Genomic DNA, 20,271 nt, shown 5'->3' on the forward strand with positions numbered 1-20,271 from the left:
TCTTAAACCTCCTCACCATGTCACAAGTATTATCAACAACCAGGGTGGGCCGTCTTTATCAGCAAACTATTCCACAATTGGGCGTAGGCCTCCTCTACAATCCTGCGCTGGAACTATACCTGGACGCATGCCCCGGCATTTGCGATTACGTGGAGATTATCCCGGATATGTTCTGGACGGATCGCGGAAACAATACTCCACAACGGTTTGAAGAAATTGAATCCTGGATGAAAGTGCTGGATAAAATAGCGGCCCAATATCCTCTAACTTCTCACAATATCTCCTACTCCCTCGGCAGTGCAGGTATCTTCGATAAAGCCTATCTGCAAAAAATGAAAGAATGGCATGAACGCTATCGCTTTAAATGGCATAGCGATCACCTTTCTTTTGTAAAAGTGCATAACGAAGAACAGGAAGAACACAATGCAGGACTTGCTGTACCGGTACCATACGATTATGAAGTGCTGGATATGATCGGTGGCCGCATCAATGCCATCAAACGCTCCATCAGCACACCTTTCCTGGTGGAAAATAATGTATACTTTATCGACCTTCCCGAACAGGAACTCAGCGAAACCGCCTTCCTTAATGAGTTATCGCGCGATACTTCCTGTGGTTTGCTGCTGGACATCCACAATGTATATACGAATGCGGTAAATCATCACTTCGATGCAAAAGCTTTTATTGCACAACTGGAACTGGATAAAGTCATTGAAATACATATTGCAGGCGGAAACGAAATGGCCGGCATGTACACTGACTCCCACGCAGGGCCGTGTCCGCCGGAAGTATGGGAATTACTCGATTATACGTTACCGTTAGTACCCAACTTATGCGGCATCACCTTCGAGTTTCATGAATCTTATTTTCACCTGCTGCAATTCGACGGTGTTACCCGCGAGCTGAACAGGGCGAAAGCAGCCTGGAACCTTTATCATACCTGAATACTATGTCACTTCTATCTTTTCAGAAAGCACTGACGGACCTGATTGCCTCCCCGCAATTATGCCTGCAGCTGCGGAATGATGCCGCTGCAGTATTATCACGGTACGATCTTACCGGCCGTGAGCAGCGACGGCTGCAAACAGTAGTGTACCAGCAGGGCATGTCGGTAAGTTGTACCCTGTACCGGGTAAACAGGATCACGCCCATTTACACGATGCTTCCTTATACCTGTTTTTTACTGGGCGGGCAACTGATGCCGGTAATAGAAGCGTTTTGGGCCATCGACAACCGGTCGGATCTGCAGTTTAAAAGGGAAATCAACATCTTTGGGGAATTCCTGTTGCAGAAATTATTGAGCGGGGAAATGGTGAATCCTTACCTGCGGGAAATTGTAGTAATGGAGCTCGCCATGAATGAATTGAAATTTTTACCGCGGGAATCACTGATGGAAACCGGTGACGATGAAACAAGCCTACATCCGCTGGTCAGGCTGGTGCCATTTGATCATCCGCCGGAACCCTTGCTCACAGCGCTTGCAGGCATGAAGCTACCAGAACGGGAAGAAGATACCGGTGAATACTGGCTAATGCTCGACCACCGGGAAGAAGAACTTTCTTTCCGCGCGCTGCCCCACAAAAATGGAGCAGCGGCGGTTGCAGGATTATAATTTGATCCTGGAAGACATCACGGCTATAGCAGCGCCCATAACAGCAATCATCGTAAAAGCCACGCCAAGATTCGTAGCCTGCGCTACAAACCCAATTAGCGGAGGACCAAACAGGAATCCAAAATAACCAATGGTAGATACCGTGGCCAGCGCCATTCCCGGCGGCAGCTTTGTGGATCTGCCCGCAGCACTGTATACCAGCGGCACTACTGCCGATACGCCCGCGCCCACCAGCATAAAGCCCAGCATGGCCGGAACAAAGTAAGGAAAGATAACCGCTACCAGCAAACCACTGGCAGTAAGTCCGCCGCTTATCAGCAGCATCTTTTTAACACCGAGCCGTGTAGTCAGGTAATCTGCTATGAAGCGTCCGGATGCCATGGTGCTCATAAAGGCTGCATAACCCGCGCCGGACCATCCCTCCCTGACCTGTATCACCCTGCGGAAATAAACCCCGCTCCAGTCAAACATAGTGCCCTCGCAGATCATAGAGCACATGGCGATAATTCCCAGCGTAAACAGGAAAGCATCCGGCCTGCCAAATAAAGAAGGTGCATTATTTTCATTGGTTACACGAACCACCAGCCGGTTCATTGTGATGACGATGAGGATCCAGGAAACCGCGGTAACAATTAAAAAGTGATATACCGGCGCCAGGTGCAAACCTGTCATCCAGGTACCAAAAGCCGCCCCGGTAAAACCCGCTACACTCCACAATCCGTGAAACGAAGCCATAATAGAACGGCCATACATGGCCTCCACGCCTACTGCCTGTGTGTTCACCGCAATATTGGCAAGGTTACCGAAAAAGCCAAAGAATACCAGGAATGCACTCAGCTCCAGGGAAGTATGCGCCAGTCCGAGCACCGGCAGCACTGCGGCGTATGCTACCGCCGCAATCAGCAATACCTGGCGGCTGCCATATTTCGATACTAGTATGCCGGCCACCGGAAGGGAAATAATGGAACCCACCGGCAGCGCCAGCAGCACGCTTCCCAGCCCGGCATCATTTAATTTTAATGCCAGCTGAATATCCGGAATGCGGGAAGCCCAGCTGGAAAAGCATAGTCCGGTTAAAAAAAACAAGGCGCTCACCGCAATACGCGTGGCTCTTTTATTAATCATTACCATCGATAGATCGTGTAACATCTTCGGTCAGATAAAAGTTGAATTGATCAGATCACCTGTATTCCCAGGTTAATATAAGGTTTTAGTGATGGCAGGTCCGGATTATCTGTAATAATCGTATCCAGGCCAGTGATATCGCATACTTTAAACGGTTCCGCTGTACCCATTTTATCGCTGGTAGCCAGTGCAATGGTTTTATTGGCAGATCCCACCATTACACTTTTCACATCTGCTTCCCCAAGATCCAGGCCTGTTACGCCCGCATCCGGATGCAAACTGCAGATGCCCAGGAAGCAGATATCCGCCCGCATTTTTTCCAGCATACGGATCGTATCCATGCCACCGGCCGTTTGGGAATCTTTACCAATCAGCCCACCCGTGAAAATCACCTCTATGACGGGGTGCTCTATTAGTTGCGCCACTATCGGTACACTGTTCGTAATAACGGTGATATGAAGATTAGCAGGAAACAGTTTTGCCAGCATTAAAGTAGAAGTCCCCCCGTCAAGAATAATAGTTTGACCATTATGCAGATACGCCAGGGCTTTGGTAGCAATATGTTTCTTATCATCTTCATGATATACAATACGCTCCTTAAAAGAATAAGGATTTGGTGAATGCGGGATCGCTCCTCCCCTTACTTTGATCAGCTGCCCGTTTTGCGCCAGCGATTCAAGGTCCCTGCGCACGGTGTCTTCCGATACCTGCAAATCGCTGCTAAGCTCTGTTTGCAGCACTTTATGATCTGTTTGCAGCTTTTTGAGGATATAATCCAATCTTTCCTCTCTCAACATGGGTCGTGCTATTTTATGCAATATTATGAAAGATTATGCAATAATTTGCAGAATATCGCATAACTTTGCACAAAATAGCAAAATATGGCAAGAATAGCAATCGACATGGACAATGTAATGGCAGACCTTACCCAACATCTGCTGGATGTATACGCAAAAGAATATGGCGAAATAATAGATCCGGAGCGTTTGAACAACATCCCCGAAGGCAGCGCATTCCCTGAAGGTGTAGCCACGAAAATACTGAGTGCCCCGGGATTTTTCAGGGGGATACCGGTAATGGCGGGCAGCCAGGAAGTAGTAAAGGCACTGGCAGACCAACACGAAGTTTTTGTAGTATCCGCAGCCATGGAATTTCCATTGTCACTGGCGGAAAAACACGCATGGCTGAATGAACATTTCCCTTTTATCAGCTGGAAAAACATAGTATTCTGCGGGTCTAAAACCATTGTGGAAGCGGATTACATGATTGACGACCACGATAAAAACCTGTCTGCTTTTAAAGGAACGCCACTCCTGTTTACAGCACCGCACAATTTACCCCTTACCGATTACAGACGGGTAAACAACTGGGAAGAAGTAGCTGAATATTTTGAATTGAGTGCTGTAAAAAATGAAAACCATTTGCTGGCTGTGAGCTAACACCGGATTGATCCCGGCTTACCTGGATTCCAGGGTACTGATCCTTTTTTCGAGGGTGCTTACCTTGCGGACGTACTGTTGTACCTCCATACATTTGTCCAGGTAGGCTTCCACCCAGTTAACCTCCTGCTTTATAGCAGGTGGACCGGTAAAGTAACCGGGTGATAATTGCAGATGTTCCTGTAACAGCTCCAACTGCTTGTCGCTAAATACCGCAGTATCCAGCCATTCATGCATATTATTTAACGATATGTGCAATTGAGCCGCCAGTTGCTCATCTGTTATTTTTTGCTTCGCAAGATATAATTGCAGCAGTTCACCCTGATGGCAGGTATTTCCTTCCAGTGAGTTCCAGTGGTAAAAATCCTCCAGCGTAACGGGAACAGCTTCCAGCAATATATCCAGCTTTTCCTTTTTAATAGCTGCCTGCGAAAAATAACGATACAGGCCTTGCGGGGTTAATTTAACTTTCTTAGCATAATGCAGGATCACAATTTCCTTTTGCCTCAGTATACGCCGCAACCTGGCGCCTGCATGAACATAATATGGAACTGACATTTATACGATTCCTGTTTTGGTGAAGAATGGGGTGTGTATACAAATATAATACTTTTATATTCTCAAAACAGCGGTTGTTCTCTTGAATTTTAAAGCACACTGGCTAAAACTATCAACAAATATCATTATAACAAACTGGATGCTATTTTAACTATTTTGTTTGCGGAAAGCCGCCAGTTCTTTCTTTATCTGCAGCAACTCATCTTTCAGTGCAGCATGACTTTTCAGCAACTGCGTATATTCTTCCAGCTGCTTATAATACTTTTCCCTAAGCAACATCATTTCTTCGCTATCCGTATTACGGGCTTCCTGCACGGTACCGGGGTTAAGAAAGGCATCCACGCTCATATCCAATCCTTTCGCCACCCTGTCCAGTTCGTCCGGCGAAAAGCTTTCTTTCTCAAATAAGTTATACATGGTACGGCGGCTCATATCCAAACGGCCGGCCAGTTTGCTTTTATTCAACCCTTTCTCTGCAATGATATGCTGTAAGCGTTCTCCGTGATGTATACTTTTACCATTCGTTAGCTGCATCGCACCATTCCATCTCATAAATTCTTCCGGGGTAATACCAATAAGCGCGCAAAAGCGCTCCATCGTAGCGCGTTTCATGTCACTTTTCCGCAAGTGATAATGAGCGATCTGGTTTGTAAAACCGGCCATAGTGGCGAAATCAACAATCTTTATTTTTTTTTGCTTCAAGATCTGTTTCAACCGGTGTCCCATGTGTATCAGGCTCGACTGCATCCCTTTTCATTTTAAATTATAATGCTACATACAGGATGACCTGTCGTATTATCGTATAATTTAACAATTAATATTTCATTCTGTAAATAAAAATATCAATTTAACGAAAAAAATATAAGTCCGTAACCAGCCCTGGCAACAAATATCCGTACTAACTATAAAGGGTATACGCAAAAAAATAACAAGAAATATTTATCGATTTAATAACGATGAAATCAGAATGATAACAAACAGGATTATTGTGTAAACGATACACATCATTTATAGATTAACGAATCATAAACAAAAGCATAATAATTCTCTCAAACGCGCTACTGCAAACGGTTACATCATTACATATTTTTTTTAAAGAAAGTAAAGTTTTATAATTATAAATTGCATGATTATAAATATATTTGCTTACACCTTAAAGTAACTTTAAAACATGTTCTACTATTCCGACAATTCATTTGTTAACCATATCCAATCATTCTGAAAATAATACCCACTATGAGCAAAGAACCAATAAATGTGCTACTTGACATTCATACCAAACTTTCCAGTCTTCCTGTGCTGTTCAGGGAGAAAGTATGTGAAGAATGTAACTGGAGCACACCCACATTTTATCGCAAAATGCGCGGAAGAGATAAGCCGAATCCAAATGAGAAAGGAAAAATCATTCCTGCACTCAGTAATGCGGAAAAGCAACGAATCATTGAAATTATGGAAGAAGTATTTGCATCCGGTGAAGATGACCTGGCCAAATACCGGAAACCTTCCAAATGACCACTGTTGCCTTTCATCCGCCGTTTGTAAAAACATCTTACGTAAAAGTAATCATGCTCCGTAAAGCCTTGTTCCCCACCCCGGGCAAACGAGGCTTTACTTTTACTAGCATCGCCTTCGGCGATGGAAATTGTCTTGGAGCAGGATTACGCTGATTATACTGATTTCACTGAGATATCTTTTAGGATTTTAACTTCCGGATTACGATCAACTAAGTTTTTCTTTTTAAAACTAAATTATTAGTTTTAAGGATAAATACAATGTCTATGAACCGGATTATATATCGGATAACCCAGTGGTTTATCAGCCTGCTGCTACTTATAAATATCGCTACCATGGCCCTGGCACAGGAATCTATCGACCGCACGCAGCTGATGGAATACCTCCAGAACCAGCAATATGAAGCCGCCATCAACTACCTGCAGCCGCGCGTACAGGAAAATAATATCGGGCAGCTTTCCCTCCTGGCATATACGTACTACCTCTCGGGAAAAACAAAAGATGCCATGACCCATTATGAAAAGGTACTGGCACTGGACAGCAACAATGTACCGGCACATCAATACCTGGCCAGCATCAGCATGCAGCTGGAAAGCCCGCTCCCCGCCATTTTTCACTACCGGCAAATTGTCCGCCTACAACCCGCCAATGCCACTGCATACAAACAACTCAGCTTCGCCTGCTTCGCAGCACAACAGCCGGATACGGCATTTTTCTACCTCCAAAAAGCATATGCGCTCAATCCGGCAGATCCAAAAGTAACCGCACGTTTCGGGGAAGAACTGATCGAAAAGCAGCAATATCCGCTGGCAGACAGCATCCTGCGAACCTTTCTGAAAACAGACTCGCTTCAGCCCACCGTTATCATGACCGCCATCAGGTCCGCCTGGTTTCTGAAAAATTATACCCGCTGTACCGATCTCGGCACGCAACTGATGCGCATGAATATCCTGTCACCCAACACCTTCAGCATCGTTTCTGCTGCCTGGTACACGCTCAAACAATACCCGCAATGCATCAACGTATATGAATACGTGCAGGCCAATAAAGGGCAGTCTGAAACCATTACGTATTACGCAGCCCTTGCCTATACCGCATTAAAAAACTATACGGCCAGCAATGAACTGCTGCAAACCTGCATCGACATGGCTACCTCGAAAAGCCTGAACAGCTACTACAGCGGGAAGTCGGTGAACTACGAAGGCCTCCGCCAATACAAATCAGCCGTCGCCAACCTGGATACCGCCTACTACCTTTTTCACCAACCCCTGCACCAATACAGTATTGGCCGCATCTACGAGGTACATCTCCGCAACAAACCACTGGCTACCCGCTACTATAAACGCTACCTGCAACTAGGCAACCCTGCTAATCCCCAGGAAGCAGATATTTACAAATACCTCCGCTCATATGTTGAAAAATAATCTGCTTTTAATATGATTTTTTAGATTATCTCTACCAAACCATCTGGTTTTTCTTAAATTTAAAGCCCGTTAGGAAAATGCTTGTACTTAACCAATAAACAATTACGGTGCTATGTCGTACCCATACCAGATCAAGAGTATCGAAGATTATCAGCAGGCTTATCAACAGAGTGTGATTGACCCGGAAGGCTTCTGGGCCAATGTAGCAGACCATTTTTACTGGCGTCGCAAATGGGACAAGGTATTGGACTGGAACTTCAAAGACCCGGAAATCAAATGGTTTACCGGCGCTAAACTGAACATTACAGAAAACTGCCTGGATCGCCACCTGGGCACACTGGGCAATACTCCCGCCATCATCTGGGAACCCAATGACCCGGAAGAACACCACCGCATTATCACGTACCGCGACTTATACAACAAGGTTTGCCAGTTTGCGAATGTGCTCAAGAACAATGGCGTTAAAAAAGGCGACCGTGTATGTATTTACATGGGCATGATCCCGGAACTGGCTATCGCCATCCTGGCCTGCGCCCGTATCGGCGCTGTTCACTCCGTAGTATTCGGGGGTTTCAGCGCACAGTCTATTGCCGACAGGATACAGGATGCCCAGTGCAGCCTGGTAATCACCTGCGACGGCGCATATCGCGGCGCAAAGGATATCCCGCTGAAATCCGTTATGGACGACGCATTGATGGCATGTCCATCTGTAAAAAAAGTAATTGTATGTACACGTACCCGCACCCCGGTAAGCATGCTGAAAGGCAGAGACCTGTGGTGGGAAGATGAAATAAAACAGGTAGAAACAATGGGCAATCCGCCCTGCCCGGCGGAAGAAATGGATGCGGAGGATCTCCTGTTCATCCTTTATACTTCCGGCTCTACCGGCAAACCCAAAGGCGTGGTTCACACCTGCGCCGGCTACATGGTATACGCCAACTATACCTTCGTAAATACCTTCCAGTACCAACCCGGTGAAGTATATTTCTGTACAGCAGATATCGGCTGGATTACCGGTCACAGCTACATTGCCTATGGTCCGCTCAGCGCAGGCGCCACCACGCTCATGTTTGAAGGGGTGCCTACTTATCCGGACGCAGGCCGGCTGTGGGAAATTGTAGATAAATTCCGTGTCAACATCCTGTATACCGCACCAACAGCCATTCGCAGCCTAATGAGCTATGGCCTCGGCCCTGTAAATCATAAAGACCTCAGCTCCCTCAAAAAACTGGGCAGCGTAGGAGAACCGATTAACGAAGAAGCCTGGCATTGGTTTAAAGATAATATCGGCAAAGGCAAATGCCCTATCGTAGATACCTGGTGGCAAACAGAAACCGGTGGTATCATGATCACCCCTATTGCAGGCATCACCAAAGAAAAACCAGGATACGCCACCCTGCCACTGCCGGGTGTACAACCGATCCTGGTAGATGAAAATGGTAAAGAACTCAAAGGCAACGGCGTAAGCGGAAACCTCTGCATCAAGTTCCCCTGGCCCGGTATGCTGCGCAGCACCTACGGCGATCACGAACGTTTCCGTAAAACATATTTCTCTACCTACGAAAATCTCTACTTCACCGGCGACGGCTGCCTGAGAGATGAAGATGGCTACTATAGAATTACCGGCCGCGTGGACGACGTACTCAATGTAAGCGGTCACCGTATCGGTACAGCGGAAGTGGAAAACGCCATCAATATGCACGCCGGCGTTGTGGAAAGCGCCGTGGTTGGGTATCCTCACGATATTAAAGGCCAGGGCATCTATGCTTACGTGATCACCGAACGCCTCACGCATGATCCTGAACTGACTAAAAAAGATATCGCGCAAACAGTGGCCCGCATCATCGGTCCCATTGCCAAGCCGGATAAGATACAGATCGTAAGCGGTTTGCCTAAAACCCGTTCCGGTAAAATCATGCGCCGCATCCTGCGCAAAATTGCCGAAAACGATATGGACAACTTAGGCGATACCTCTACTCTGCTGGATCCTGGCGTGGTAGACGAAATCAAAAGAGGAAAACTGTAACAGCTTCAAAGCTTTTAAAAAACAAAGGGATGCAGATTATTTTGCATCCCTTTGTTGTACCTGATTATACTATGAAGCGTTTTTTCAAAAAGCTGGCCTGGACCTGCATCATCCTTTTCGTATTACTCAATATCATCGGGGCCTTTCACGCGTGGAAGTTTACCCACTTTTATGACGATGGCGGCCGCAGGAACAAACTCCCGGAACAAATGAGTACGGGTGAAAAGATAAAAACCATTTTGTTTGGTGTACGCATTGCCAAATCCGCTACCACCAGTTTCCCATCAGTACCTTACGAAACCGTATTGCTGCACACTGCCGGCGGCCTCCGGCTGGAAGGCTGGTGGATCCCAGCCAAAGCGGCTACCGGCACAGTTATCCTGTTCCACGGTTACAATGGCAATAAAGGCTCACTGTTGCCGGAGGCAAATCGTTTCCGCGCGCTGGGCTACAATACTTTTTTACTGGATTTTCGCGCCCATGGCAACAGCGAAAGATATACCTGCAGCGTAGGCTACAAAGAAGCAGAAGATGTAAAGCTGGCGTGGGAGTATGTAAAACAGAAAAACAAGCAACCGGTGATCCTGTGGGGAGTAAGCATGGGCGCTGCCGCTATTTTAAAGGCTGTTCCTGAATACGGGCTCACACCAAAGCAACTCATCCTCCAGTGCCCGTTTGCTACCCTTACAGACGCTGTAAAAAGCAGGATGCGCGCGGTGCATCTGCCGGCATTCCCTTTTTCACAGATCCTTACCTTCTGGGGAGGAATAGAACAAGGTTTCTGGGGCGCCGGTTTTAAGCCGGAAAGCTATGCCAGCCAAATAGATATGCCGGTATTATATTTTTACGGGAAACAGGATATCCGGGTTACGGAACAGGAAACACGGGAGGTATTTGCTCATTTAGGTACCCGGAAAAAAAAACTGTATATCTTCCCCAACGCCAGACACCAGTCGTTTTGCGGCAAAGATTCCACAACCTGGATGAAGGAAGTCACTGCTTTTCTGCAACCATAAAAAAGCGCGCACCATACGAGTGGAGCGCGCTCTTCACAGGATCTGACCCGCCGTTTATATTTGAGTCATGGTGCAGTAGTACTGCCCCACTAGATGCCGTACCGGTTTGTGGTGGATGCTAAATTACAACATGCAACTGCCACCGGGAGTCACTGCGAAATAATCAGCAAAAACCTTACCGGCGAATAACCACCGGGGTTCCCACTTTGATTACCTCGTATAATTCGTTAACATCTGAGTTCTTCATACTGATACAACCCAGTGTCCAGTTAATACGTCCTTCCACATAACTATCCCAGATACCGGAATTATATTCCACTCCGTGGATGCCGATAGCCCCGCCAATACTGGCACTGGAGGAGACCATGCCCTGTGACTGACGGACACGGAACTTCTGCCAGGACACCTCATTGGGATAGTCCAGCAGCATGAACCTGCTCCAGCTTTTATCCACTCTTTTGGTTAAAATATGGAAAGTTCCTTCCGGTGTTCTGCGATCACCTTCAACTTGTTTATCGGTTTGGTCGCGGTTACCAAATACCACCTTGTAGATTTTTCTCAACGTCACGTCTTCGTATACATACAACCGGTAATCGCTTTTATCTATCAGCAGGAAAATTTTATCAGGATCAATGTTGGCAGCATTTAACCTTACACTATACAAATCAGATTCGTTGATAAATCCACTTAGCGGCAGCAGCAACAGAACAGCTACCAACCAGTAATGACAGCACTTCTTCATAGGAGTAATAAATATGCAGATAACGTAGCAGAATAATCATTTATTGTTTGGGAGATGGTTGAAAATACAAAGGCACAAAGCGTAAAACTTTGTGCCTTTGTATTTTATCAGATTTTTTCTTACGGTAATCAGTAGCCGAAGATCTCTTCCAGCGTGAGCTTCTTCACATCGCCATATTTTTTCAGATCGTCTGTGCTGATCTTCTTTTCAGAAGCAACAATACAATAAGTATATGGTTTGTGCGCCAGGTTCTCATCATGGAACTTCTTCACTTCGTCAAAGTTCATTTTGTCGATCGACTCGTACACCTGTTTGCGGATATCCGTATTTAATCCCAGCTTCTGTGCGGCGAGGAAACTGAAAACAATTCCATCGTTGGTGATACGTTCTGTTTCAATATCCTGCTTCATGCTTTCCTTAGCAGTTTGCAACAGTTTATCGGCACGGGGAATATCATTCAGCAATTCGTTCATACCTGAAATGGCGTCATTCATTTTATCTGCCTGGCTACCAACGTAGGCCAATACAGAATAACGGTCGTCTTTTTTATCGGGAGATGCGTAGTAGGCATAGGTGGAATAAGCCAGTGCTTTGGACTCGCGGATGGTTTGGAATACAACAGATCCCATTCCGCCACCGAAGTAGCTGTTAAACAGCGTCACCACGCCTGTGTTGGCAGGACTGTATGCCGCTGAATTCCTTACCCAGTTTACTTCTGTCTGCACCATATCATAATCTGCAAACAGCACCTGGCTTTTATCCTGGTTATCTTTCGCAAATTTTATAGCTTCCGGTGCCTGCTTAAAGGTTGCCGGCAGCGGGTGCAGTTTCTTTACTTCAGCCGCGGCAGCAGCCAGTGGCTGAGGCCCCCAGTAAATAATGGTATGCTTGTAAGCAGGTAGTTCATGCAAAATAGTAACGAGTTCTGATGCGGTAACACCATCCAGCTCAGCCTGACTTAACTGGTTATTAAACGGATTTTTTGCGCCATACATTGCATAGTTTACTACTCCTTTCATAATTGCGCCCTTATTCAGTTTGCTGTCGGAGCGGCCTTTCTGGATGCGGCCTTTCAGTGCTGCCAGCGCGTCTTCATTAGGTTTGCAGTTGGCAATCACATGTTCAAATAAGGTAACGGCCTTATCAAAATTTTCCTGCAAACCGCTGATCACCACCGTGGTGTTTTCAGCAGAAGCGGATACGCTGAAGTTACAGGCAATGTTATAAAACTCTTTGCTGATCTGCTCAGAGGTATATTTGTCGGTGCTCAGATATTGCAGGTATTGCGCTGCCAGGGCCAGTTTCTTATTGTTCCAGGTACCCATATCGAAACGGTAGTACAGGTGGAAAAGACCATTGTCTTTGTTCTGTACATACATCATATCAGTATTACCTATCGCGGTTTTCTGGATATCTTTTTCATAATCCAGCCACTGTGGCTTTACCGGTGTGGCGGGCATAGCAGCTACCTGTTGCAGGAAAGGCGACTGTGCTTCCCTGTTTACTTCCACCGGGGTGATGGCAGGTTTTTCAACCTTTTCGATGTTCTTATCTTCGCCCTTGCGTTTGTAAACAATTACATAGTTATCATTGAGGAATTTATTGGCGTAATCAACGATTTGTTTTTTGTTAACCGTGCCCATATCATCCACATAGGCTACATCATATAACCAGTTTTGACCCCTGCTCTTAATGAATCCGTCCATCAGGGCGGTAGCGCGGTTGTTATTGCTTTCCAGGCCCTGCAGTTCGCTCAGCTTGGCGTTATTAATGATGGCTTTCACCAGGGTTTCATCAAAATTTCCTTTCTTCAGGATATCCAGCTGACCCAGTAAAAGCGCTTTTACTTCTTCCAGGGTTTGGCCTTGTTTGGCTTTACCGCTAAGTGAGAAGATGGAGTAGTCTTTCAGGCCAAGTACACTTACGCTGGCGTTCAGTACTTTTTGCTGCTTGTTGATATTGAGATCCATCAAACCGGCTTTACCATTCTGGAGAATGGAAGAGAGCACACCCAGTACCAGGTTGGATTTGGTATCGAGGGCGCCGGGCATTCTGAAGGCGATATCTACGCTTTCTGCATCCGGACCCAGTACTTCTTTCATTACCGGCGATTTGATCGGCGCTTCCGGGGCAGGCTTGTATTCCTTTACCGGTTTGGCTTTCATATAGCTGAATTTCTGATCGATAGATTTAATCACATAATCCGGATCAAAATCACCCGCCATTACGATGGCCATATTATTAGGCACATAGTACTCATTGTAGAATTCGCGGATTACTTTCAGGTTTGGATTTTTGAGATGTTCAACGGTACCGATGGTAGATTGCTGGCCATAGTTATGGGTAGGAAACAGGGCTGCGAGCATGGTTTCGTACACTTTCCGGCCATCATTATCCAGTCCGCGGTTCTTTTCTTCGTATACGGCTTCCAGTTCGGTGTGGAACAGGCGGAAAACCGGGTCACGGAAACGCTCCGCCTGTACGGTCAGGTATTTGTCGATGGCATTGGAAGGAATATCTTCCTCATAAATGGTTTCTTCTACCCAGGTATGGGCGTTGGTGCCCTGTGCGCCCATGCCCGACATCATTTTGTCGTATTCATTGGCAATGGCATATTTGGCGGCTACTCCGGAAACGCTGTCTATTTCATGATAAACAGCTTTACGGGCAGCAGGGTCCACTGTTTTATTGTATTTATCATACAAATTGGAGATCTCATCGATCAGTGGTTTTTCCTTTGCCCAGTTGAGCGAACCAAATTTTTCAGTGCCTTTAAACAGGAGGTGTTCGAGGTAGTGCGCCAGGCCGGTGTGGTCTTTTGGATCGTTATCGCTGCCGGCGCGGGTACCGATCAATGTCTGGATGCGGGGATCTTTTTTATTGACACTCAGGATAACTGTCAGGCCGTTTTTCAGCGTATAAAAGCGTGCCTTCATGGGATCATCGGAAACGTACTTATAGGTATAACCGCCACCAGTAGCCTCCTTCCATTGATATTTTCCCTGGGCTCCCGCTACTTTGAGCGAGCAGGCAAACAGGAATAGTAATACGACTCTTTTAAGACTCATACAAATAGTTGGTTTTTTGAAATTAGTCTGTCAAATATACCGGAAGTCAAAATTATAAAGCGGGAAAAAAAGGGAGAATTGTATGAGCGGTAGATGCATAGGAATTGCAACCGGTTGCCTGGCCGGTGATCAAATTAACAAGAAGAGGATTGATATCAGGGGTTCTGGTTATTATAAATGGTATACTTTCCGCGCACAAAAACCTGGTTAAGCAGCAGCGAGTCAATGGCCATGCTATTACCGGCCTGTTTTTTCGCTTTCGCCCGGCGCCTGTTATGGCTAACGGGAGCGGTTATGGTATTGGTGGCAGGAATTACCTGGGAAATGTACCTGGCAGCGGGAATGCTGGCTGGTGCAACTGCTACGGGCAACTGCTCTGGCTGATCAATAAGTAAGTTATTTTTTTCGAGTCTAACGCCTAACAAACGTTTCTCACAGGAGTGAATCCATGCAATGCAACCAATACATGTCATCAAAGCAACAAAAGAACGCATAAACACAATTTAGGACTGGCTAATAAATCTTAGAATCCGTTTAACCGGATACCTATTGAAAATGGATACTGTTGTAACCCATAGTCATGTAATGCCGTAAGGGCAAAATTTGCATACAACTTTACAGGTCCATAGCCCAGTTCACTGGTAAGGCCGAAACGCCACTTGTTAAGATTAAAGTCGTCCGTTTTTCTAACCTTGCCTCTTTCTTCACTTACCTGCTTGGTTCTGGATTTGAGGAGATAACCACCAGAGACACCGAAACTCGCCTGGAACGCACGGCTCGGGCGGGCAGGGTTAGAATTAAAATTAAGCATTACCGGGATCGATATATATTCGGCAAACAGCTTATTTTTTGAAAATTCTACGGAATCTCTGATTATTTGTGTAGGATAACCCGGTAAATACGTAATGCTCCGGGCATACCTATAGTTATTCATCTCTAATCCTAAAGCATATAACAAGTTAAGTTTGTGTTTTGTTATATTAAGTCGCTGTTGAAATAACCAGATATTAAAATTGATTGATTTTCCGGTGATTAGCTTAAATTCTGAAGGCGTCAACGGCGCACTGGCATCCCTTGGGGCAAAAGTGGCGAGGCCTACGGCAGAATAATCATATGATTTAGACACCGGGGCAGGTGCTCCATTGTAATAAGCGCTGTTATTGGGGTAGTAATTAATAAAGCTGGCTCCGTTATAGTCGCTGTGATCAATATAATTGTTGAATCCCAGGTCAAAAACGAACCATTTGGTTTGCAGGTTCTTTTTGAGCTTCTGGCGGGCATAGGCAGTATCGTTATAGAACTTATAACTGGTTCGGCCCTTATCATTCTTTCCTTTGATAATGATCAATCCTTTGATCTGTATGGTGTCCGGTGGTGCCGGTGTAGTTTTATCTGCCTTTTGCGCATGAGCCCACCCGCCACATAATACCAGTAACAAAATGAGTAAAAATTTATGCTTCATATGCTATGACCATGATTTATTATTTATTCCTTCTTCGGGAAAAAAGCTTTGCAACATTGGTTACCTTATCTAAAATCCGGCTGTCGCTGCCACTTACAGACATGATCAACTCACCGGGAGCGCCTGGCTGTTCGGTTGCAGGAACTATTTTATTATTTAAATGATCGTTTGTATTGGTATTGGCTGCCAGTACCGCTTCCTTATTAACTTCCGGCCGAACCGCCACAACATGGGCGTTACCAGCCTGTTGCAGGTGCTCTTCCACTACTTCACTCATAGAGTTGCGCTGCGGCGGCAACTGGGAAATAACCGGCAAATCTGCTTTGGGTACGTCTGCGGCAGCCAGTGCAGGCTCATTTGCAGGAGCGGCAACTGGTTTGTTTTCACGTGGCGTTACGGCTTTATGGTTTTGGGCCGGTACGGGTTGGTTGCTCCGCGGCGCAGCAACAGGCGCATTTTGTGTTGCAGCTGCGGATTGGTCAGGAGCAACCGGCGTAGTTACTTCAGGAGTTACGGCTGGTGCAGGTACAGTAACCGCAGGTGGTGTGTTTACCGCAATGGCAGGTTTTTGTGCTGGTTGTTGATCGCTGGCTGGCAATAACCAGATAAGCAGGCCCGCTACTACCGCGGCGGCAGCAGTTGCCCACATCATGCGGCGGTATACCGGGGTAACCCGGCGTTTGCTGCTTCTGTAAAGAGATGCTTTATCAGCAAATACCAAAGTGGTATCAGGTACCAGCCTGGTGGCCTCCAATAATGCCAGTTCACGCTGCGCTGCCGGATGTTGCTGCAGGTATTCCTGCAAAGTGGCTTCCTCAGCAGCGGTCAGCTCCCCGTCGATATGGCTCAGCATTAATACTTCGTAATCAACGGCAGCTGTTTTATACAAAGCAGCTTTATTATCAAAAACAACGTGTTTATCCGGCGTCAGTTTCGCTCCTTCCAGCAGTTCCAGTTCCTGACGGAAAGGAGGATGCTTTTCCAGGAAACGTTCCAGTGCAGCCAGCTCTGTCTCATTCAGCTCACCATCAATGTAGCTGAGGAGATAGGACTCGTAGTTTGATATGTTAATTTCTATCGACAAAAATCTAATTTATTATAAAAATATTATATAACATTCTCCATTTTTACCAGGTAGTTCTTCAGATGTATCCTGGCCCTGTGCAGGTAAACCTTTACCTGCGAAGGATTCAGCTCCATCATTTCTCCTATTTCCTCGTAGGAATATCCTTCATAATCCTTGAGCATAATTAAGGAGCGCTGTACTTCACTGAGCTTGGATAATGCTTTTTCTATGACTTCCTTCGCGTTATGTATCTTATGATCCGATACTTTATCCTCGTCTTTGAACTGGTCTACAAGTGTGATCCGCTTTACCTTACGTACATGATCTATCATATTGTGGTAGCCGACTGTAAACAGGTATGACTTTGCCTTTTCAAAAGGCACATCCTGGCAGTGCTTCCACAATATCTCGAATGAATTCTGTACTACGTCTCTGGCATCTTCCGCATGCTCCAGATTCTTTACTATAAAGCGGAATAAATTGTCCGAATACAGATCCACGCATTTATTGTACTCCTTTTCCGTCATTCCGGTGGTGCGGGATTTTAGTGCTAAGTTCCGACAAATACTTTAATACCCATCATTGACCAAATCCATATTTGTTACCCACACCTACTCTAAAGCTGGTACATTCTTCCCCACAGTTGTAGTAACAGTTCCTTTCAAACTGAGCATCAACCTCTTATCAAGTATGCTCTTTTAGCATCTTTTACCAAAGGGGTGAATTATCAGTTTTCCACTTCATGGCATCAATAATCATGATAGTACTATGACGGAGGGCGGCGGGCAAATGTTACACCTGGGTCAAACTTTTTGCTTATCCGGTCGTTACTGATTTACGCGATAAATAATCGTAATACATTTATTGCCATAACTTTGGTAGATCCACTTTAAATATTGCAATTTTTATGAATGAGAAGTTTATAACCCGTTTACGGGAGGAACTCGGCGATATCAATAAAGCCGGCCTGTACAAGAGAGAGCGCATTATTACATCTGAGCAGGGAGCTGAAATACAGGTGGGTGGCAAAACCGTGCTTAACTTTTGCGCAAACAATTACCTGGGTCTGTCGTCACACCCCGCTGTGGTGAAAGCTGCCAAAGATGCAATTGATACTCATGGCTATGGCATGAGCAGCGTTCGTTTTATTTGCGGCACACAGGATATTCACCGGGAACTGGAAGAAAAGATCTCCAAATTCCTGGGTACAGAAGATACTATTTTATATGTAGCGGCATTCGACGCCAATGGTGGCGTATTTGAGCCCCTGTTCAATGAACAGGATGCCATTATTTCTGATGCCCTGAACCACGCCTCCATTATCGACGGCGTTCGTCTCTGCAAGGCACAGCGCTTCCGCTACGAGCATAACAATATGGCCGACCTGGAGGCAAAACTGCAGGAAGCCAAAGACTGCCGCAGCCGGATCATCGTTACAGACGGCTCATTCAGCATGGATGGTACCATTGCCCAGCTGGACAAGATCTGCGACCTGGCTGATAAATACAACGCCATCGTAATGTCCGATGAAAGCCACTCTTCCGGATTCCTGGGTAAAACCGGTCGCGGTACCCATGAGTACCGTGGTGTAATGGGCCGGGTAGATATCATTACCGGCACCCTCGGTAAAGCCCTGGGCGGCGCCTCCGGCGGATTCACCAGCGGACCAAAGGAAGTGATCGACATCCTGCGCCAGCGCAGCCGGCCCTACCTCTTTTCCAACTCAGTGGCTCCCAGCATTGTCGGCGCTTCCATCGCGGTACTGGACATGCTGAGCGAAACCACCACCCTGCGCGATAAACTGGAATACAATACCAAATACTTCCGCAGCAAAATGACGGAAGCCGGATTTGATATCAAACCAGGCGACCACCCCATTGTTCCGGTAATGCTTTATGATGCTGTACTGAGCGCCCAGTTTGCCGACAAACTGCTCCAGGAAGGCATATATGTAATCGGGTTCTTCTTCCCGGTGGTACCAAAAGGCCAGGCCCGCATCCGCGTACAGCTCAGCGCCGGCCACGAACAGGAACACCTCGACAGGGCCATCGCCGCCTTTACCAAAGTAGGTAAGGAACTGGGCGTGATTAAATAAAACTTGCTGCCGTACCCGGTGCATAAAGATTGAGTATGATTAAATAAGACTGCGGGTTAGTGGGGAGATAGACGCCGGAATAATCCCGGTTGCCATCTCCCTGCTAACCCGTAATCGTTTTTCTTACGCCGTAATTCTTACTTTTGCACCTCATAACTACTCAATCATTATGCAGATGAAACGATTTGGTTGGATGTTGCTGGCGGTTGGCCTGTTCCTCGCTGCCTGCGCACCGAATAATGTAAAAGAAGAACAAGACTGGGAAAAATATTTTGCCGAATACAAAGTAGAAGGCACTTTCATGTTATTCAACAACAGCCAGGGCACCTTTAAAGTATATAACCTCGACAGGGCTAAAAAGCGCTTTCAGCCTGCATCTACCTTTAAAATATTCAATTCCCTCGTGGGCCTGCATACCGGCGTTATCAAAGATACCAGCATGGTAATCCGCTGGGACAGCGTAACCCGCCAGTTTCCTGCATGGAACCAGGACCTCACCATGGCCCAGGCATTTAAACAATCGGCCGTACCCTACTTTCAGGAAGTAGCCCGGCGCATCGGCCAGCCAACGATGCAACTGTGGCTCGACTCCATTAAGTACGGCAATATGAAAATCAGCCGCCTGGATACTTTCTGGCTGGATAACTCCCTGCTCATTTCACCGGATGAAGAACTGGGCTTTGTAAAAAAACTCTATTTCGACCAGCTGCCTTTTGCAAAAACAACCATGAAAACTGTACGGGAAGTAATGCTCATGGAAAAAACGCCGAAATATGAACTGTCTTACAAAACAGGATGGGATTATAACGACGTAAAAAAATTAGGATGGGTAGTAGGATGGATTGAAGAAAACAGGCACCCTACCTTTTTTGTGCTGAATATAGAAACAGAAGATCCTAAAGTGGATATTCCTAAAGTACGGATGGCCATCCTGAGAAACATCCTCACAGATGCCGGTTACTTTAAGGGCGAAATGTAGCAATTCGGGCTTAACCTGCCCGGCCTGGGGACCGGGATCGTTAAAAAAACGATAAAACCCCACTCCTACAGCTTGCAATACGTGACAAAAAAATTATTTTTGATACCTTACCTGGTGTACTCCCGGTAACGGTTATCTTAAAATCGA

19 protein-coding genes are annotated in these 20,271 nt (G+C 46.2%); 9 read left to right on the forward strand and 10 right to left on the reverse strand.

Features of this window, described 5'->3' with window-relative positions; translation table 11 throughout:
- Nucleotides 1-17 precede the first annotated feature (17 nt).
- Both ACLHR0_RS06520 and ACLHR0_RS06525 read left to right on the forward strand, forming a co-directional pair.
- The gene (locus tag ACLHR0_RS06520; RefSeq protein ID WP_436485447.1) at nucleotides 18-944 is read left to right on the forward strand and encodes a DUF692 domain-containing protein; all 927 of its coding nucleotides are present in this window, start codon (nucleotides 18-20) and stop codon (nucleotides 942-944) included.
- Between the two features lie 5 nt (nucleotides 945-949).
- Nucleotides 950-1,612 carry a hypothetical protein gene (locus ACLHR0_RS06525; RefSeq protein WP_429042777.1) on the forward strand — a complete coding sequence of 221 codons (663 nt, stop codon included), beginning with the start codon at nucleotides 950-952 and terminating at the stop codon, nucleotides 1,610-1,612.
- On the opposite strand, the gene ACLHR0_RS06530 is transcribed toward ACLHR0_RS06525, so the two are convergent.
- Entirely contained in the window at nucleotides 1,607-2,761 is a 1,155-nt protein-coding gene (locus ACLHR0_RS06530; RefSeq protein ID WP_429042780.1) for an MFS transporter, read from the reverse strand. The two genes, ACLHR0_RS06525 and ACLHR0_RS06530, sit on opposite strands and share 6 nt — an antisense overlap.
- 26 nt (nucleotides 2,762-2,787) lie before the next feature.
- Nucleotides 2,788-3,534 (reverse strand): DeoR/GlpR family DNA-binding transcription regulator, encoded by a 747-nt coding sequence (locus ACLHR0_RS06535; protein ID WP_370908697.1) that lies wholly within the window; start codon nucleotides 3,532-3,534, stop codon nucleotides 2,788-2,790.
- 84 nt (nucleotides 3,535-3,618) lie between these two features.
- Between ACLHR0_RS06535 and ACLHR0_RS06540 the strand changes: the two genes are divergently transcribed.
- Nucleotides 3,619-4,176 (forward strand): 5' nucleotidase, NT5C type, encoded by a 558-nt coding sequence (locus ACLHR0_RS06540; RefSeq protein WP_436485449.1) that lies wholly within the window; start codon nucleotides 3,619-3,621, stop codon nucleotides 4,174-4,176.
- Between the two features lie 18 nt (nucleotides 4,177-4,194).
- On the opposite strand, the gene ACLHR0_RS06545 is transcribed toward ACLHR0_RS06540, so the two are convergent.
- Nucleotides 4,195-4,734: a hypothetical protein gene (locus tag ACLHR0_RS06545; RefSeq protein WP_429042786.1), complete on the reverse strand. Its 540-nt coding sequence runs from the start codon at nucleotides 4,732-4,734 to the stop codon at nucleotides 4,195-4,197.
- A 147-nt stretch (nucleotides 4,735-4,881) separates the two neighbouring features.
- Entirely contained in the window at nucleotides 4,882-5,481 is a 600-nt protein-coding gene (locus ACLHR0_RS06550; RefSeq protein ID WP_370908700.1) for a helix-turn-helix domain-containing protein, read from the reverse strand.
- Between the two features lie 489 nt (nucleotides 5,482-5,970).
- Here ACLHR0_RS06550 and ACLHR0_RS06555 point away from each other — a divergent pair, with 489 nt between their 5' ends.
- The 4 genes from ACLHR0_RS06555 to ACLHR0_RS06570 all read left to right on the forward strand — a co-directional run bounded on the left by ACLHR0_RS06555 (nucleotide 5,971) and on the right by ACLHR0_RS06570 (nucleotide 10,712).
- Nucleotides 5,971-6,246, forward strand: a complete 276-nt coding sequence (locus ACLHR0_RS06555; protein WP_370908701.1) for a hypothetical protein — start codon at nucleotides 5,971-5,973, stop codon at nucleotides 6,244-6,246.
- 266 nt (nucleotides 6,247-6,512) lie between these two features.
- Nucleotides 6,513-7,670, forward strand: coding sequence for a hypothetical protein (locus ACLHR0_RS06560; protein ID WP_436485452.1), 1,158 nt, complete (start codon nucleotides 6,513-6,515; stop codon nucleotides 7,668-7,670).
- Between the two features lie 112 nt (nucleotides 7,671-7,782).
- On the forward strand, nucleotides 7,783-9,696 hold the full coding sequence (acs, locus tag ACLHR0_RS06565) for an acetate--CoA ligase (RefSeq protein WP_429042791.1): 1,914 nt from the start codon (nucleotides 7,783-7,785) through the stop codon (nucleotides 9,694-9,696).
- A gap of 29 nt (nucleotides 9,697-9,725) precedes the next feature.
- Complete coding sequence (locus tag ACLHR0_RS06570) at nucleotides 9,726-10,712, forward strand: alpha/beta hydrolase (protein WP_436485454.1); 987 nt, start codon at nucleotides 9,726-9,728, stop codon at nucleotides 10,710-10,712.
- A 175-nt stretch (nucleotides 10,713-10,887) separates the two neighbouring features.
- On the opposite strand, the gene ACLHR0_RS06575 is transcribed toward ACLHR0_RS06570, so the two are convergent.
- From ACLHR0_RS06575 to ACLHR0_RS06600, 6 genes are all read right to left on the reverse strand, one after another.
- Nucleotides 10,888-11,454 (reverse strand): L,D-transpeptidase family protein, encoded by a 567-nt coding sequence (locus tag ACLHR0_RS06575; RefSeq protein WP_436485455.1) that lies wholly within the window; start codon nucleotides 11,452-11,454, stop codon nucleotides 10,888-10,890.
- Nucleotides 11,455-11,582: 128 nt separating this feature from the next.
- Complete coding sequence (locus tag ACLHR0_RS06580; protein WP_436485457.1) at nucleotides 11,583-14,522, reverse strand: M16 family metallopeptidase; 2,940 nt, start codon at nucleotides 14,520-14,522, stop codon at nucleotides 11,583-11,585.
- A 155-nt stretch (nucleotides 14,523-14,677) separates the two neighbouring features.
- On the reverse strand, nucleotides 14,678-15,016 hold the full coding sequence (locus ACLHR0_RS06585; RefSeq protein WP_436485459.1) for a hypothetical protein: 339 nt from the start codon (nucleotides 15,014-15,016) through the stop codon (nucleotides 14,678-14,680).
- A gap of 29 nt (nucleotides 15,017-15,045) precedes the next feature.
- Nucleotides 15,046-15,984, reverse strand: a complete 939-nt coding sequence (locus tag ACLHR0_RS06590) for an outer membrane beta-barrel protein (RefSeq protein WP_370908708.1) — start codon at nucleotides 15,982-15,984, stop codon at nucleotides 15,046-15,048.
- 19 nt (nucleotides 15,985-16,003) lie between these two features.
- Nucleotides 16,004-17,068: a hypothetical protein gene (locus tag ACLHR0_RS06595; RefSeq protein WP_436485462.1), complete on the reverse strand. Its 1,065-nt coding sequence runs from the start codon at nucleotides 17,066-17,068 to the stop codon at nucleotides 16,004-16,006.
- Nucleotides 17,069-17,091: 23 nt separating this feature from the next.
- The gene (locus tag ACLHR0_RS06600) at nucleotides 17,092-17,577 is read right to left on the reverse strand and encodes an RNA polymerase sigma factor (RefSeq protein ID WP_079471317.1); all 486 of its coding nucleotides are present in this window, start codon (nucleotides 17,575-17,577) and stop codon (nucleotides 17,092-17,094) included.
- Nucleotides 17,578-17,957: 380 nt separating this feature from the next.
- On the opposite strand from ACLHR0_RS06600, the gene kbl reads away from it, so the two are divergent.
- Nucleotides 17,958-19,145 (forward strand): glycine C-acetyltransferase, encoded by a 1,188-nt coding sequence (gene kbl, locus ACLHR0_RS06605; protein WP_370908710.1) that lies wholly within the window; start codon nucleotides 17,958-17,960, stop codon nucleotides 19,143-19,145.
- 175 nt (nucleotides 19,146-19,320) lie between these two features.
- On the forward strand, nucleotides 19,321-20,124 hold the full coding sequence (gene blaOXA, locus ACLHR0_RS06610) for a class D beta-lactamase (protein WP_436485464.1): 804 nt from the start codon (nucleotides 19,321-19,323) through the stop codon (nucleotides 20,122-20,124).
- The last annotated feature ends 147 nt before the right edge of the window (nucleotides 20,125-20,271 follow it).

It is taken from the genome of Chitinophaga sp. ARDCPP14, from assembly GCF_051362515.1.
Taxonomy (GTDB): domain Bacteria; phylum Bacteroidota; class Bacteroidia; order Chitinophagales; family Chitinophagaceae; genus Chitinophaga.